The sequence below is a fragment of the Pseudomonas sp. SWRI92 genome (assembly GCF_014268685.1).
Lineage (GTDB): Bacteria > Pseudomonadota > Gammaproteobacteria > Pseudomonadales > Pseudomonadaceae > Aquipseudomonas > Aquipseudomonas marvdashtae.
On the sequence record NZ_JABWQY010000035.1, the window covers coordinates 1 to 1,921 of the forward strand.

At 59.7% G+C, this 1,921-nt stretch carries 1 pseudogene; it reads left to right on the forward strand.

Annotated features, from left to right (window positions below):
• The first annotated feature begins 428 nt into the window (after nucleotides 1–428).
• A pseudogene (gene ltrA / locus HU762_RS26465) lies at nucleotides 429–1,845 on the forward strand (group II intron reverse transcriptase/maturase).
• Nucleotides 1,846–1,921: the final 76 nt, after the last annotated feature.

Below are 1,921 nucleotides of genomic sequence, written 5' to 3' on the forward strand. Positions count from 1 at the left end.
TGCGTGCGCCAGGCATGGCGCGTTGCGCGTAAGCGCAACCAGCTTGGCTGTGGTGGCCACGCTGGTGACTTGGAGGTGCAAGTCCTCTACACACCCGGCAAGGGGAAGTGTTAGCCAAAGGCAAGGGTGTCGCGGGTGACTGCGAATCTGAAGGAAGCCCGAGGCAAAATGCTGGCCTGACGAACAGGAAGCGGATTAGGCGGCGTGGCGGGGTAAGACGGCGCAAATCGTCAAAGCCCAATACTTGCACGGAACGCTACGACGTAGATCCGACAGGCATAAGCAGGAAGGTCGCGCGAATTACCCTGGGAGATCTGCATGCTTGCCATTGTGCTACCGAGCGTCGAGAGGCGACGGGATGAGCATGCAGAAGTCAGCTGAAGCCGTAGTAATCGCCGAAACCGGGGCGATGAAGGGCCGAACAGGTTATGCCGCCAGTAGGCGTCAGAGTCTCGTCGAATGTCCGAAAAACAGAAATCTCTCCATAAGAGGGCTGTAACCCCAAGTTCTGGACAGAATCCAGGGCTTGCGGCTGGCAGTGCGCAGGCATCGGCGGCGTCTGTGGCGTGGACGAACGCGGAACCGGACACGCTGATGGAGCGGGTGCTTGCACCCGCCAACCTGCGGCGTGCGTATCAACGTGTGGTCAGCAACAAGGGCGCACCGGGTGCCGATGGCATGACGGTGGAGCAACTGGCGGACTACACGAATCAGTATTGGCCGGTCCTCAAGGCTCGGTTGCTGGCCGGCGAGTATCACCCGCAAGGTGTACGCGCCGTCGAAATCCCTAAACCCAAAGGTGGAACACGGCAGTTGGGCATTCCCTGTGTCGTGGATCGTCTGATCCAACAGGCCTTGCTGCAACAGCTCACGCCGATTTTCGACCCTCTGTTCTCGGACTACAGCTACGGCTTTCGTCCGGGCAGAAGCGCTCATCAAGCCATTGAAACAGCCCGCGTCCATGTGGCGGCGGGTCACCGCTGGTGCGTGGAGCTCGATTTGGAGAAGTTCTTCGATCGGGTCAACCACGATGTCTTGATGGCCTACGTCGAGCGTCAAGTCGAAGACAAGCGAGTGCTCAGGCTGATCCGTCGTTACCTCGAAGCCGGAGTCATGTCGGGCGGGATCGTCAGTCGACGGCAGGAAGGGACGCCGCAAGGCGGCCCGCTCTCGCCGTTGCTGTCGAACATCCTGCTCAACGAACTCGACCGCGAGCTGGAACGACGGGGTCATCGCTTCGTGCGTTATGCCGATGATGCGAACATTTATGTGCGCAGTCGCCGTGCTGGTGAACGAGTGCTGGCCGGGGTTGAGCGCTTTCTGAATCAGCGTCTGAAACTAACGCTGAATCGGGAAAAGAGCCGCGTGGCACGGCCGTGGGTCTGTGATTACCTAGGTTATGGGATGAGCCGGCATAAACAGCCGAGGCTGAAAGTGGCGACGCTGAGCCTAGGGCGCTTACGCGACCGGCTCAGAGAGCTGTTGCGCGGAGCGCGGGGCCACAAGATGGCGGACGTCATCGAGCGGATAAACCCGATGCTGCGTGGCTGGGCAGGTTACTTCAAGCTCAGCCAAAGCAAGAAGCCACTTGAAGGGCTGGACGGCTGGGTACGACGCAAACTTCGATGTATCGTCTGGCGCCAATGGAAGCAGCCCCCAACGAGGGGCCGCAACCTGATGCGACTGGGGATCCACGAAGAACGTGCTCGTACATCAGCAGCCAATGGCCGAGGTCCTTGGTGGAATTCGGGGGCGTCGCATATGAATCAGGCGCTGCCGAAGAGGCTGTGGGACCAGCTCGGACTGGTCTCGATACTGGATACGATTAACGGTTTATCCGTATAACCTGAACCGCCGTATACGGAACCGTACGTACGGTGGTGTGAGAGGACGGCGGATGTAAATCCGCCTCCTACTCGAT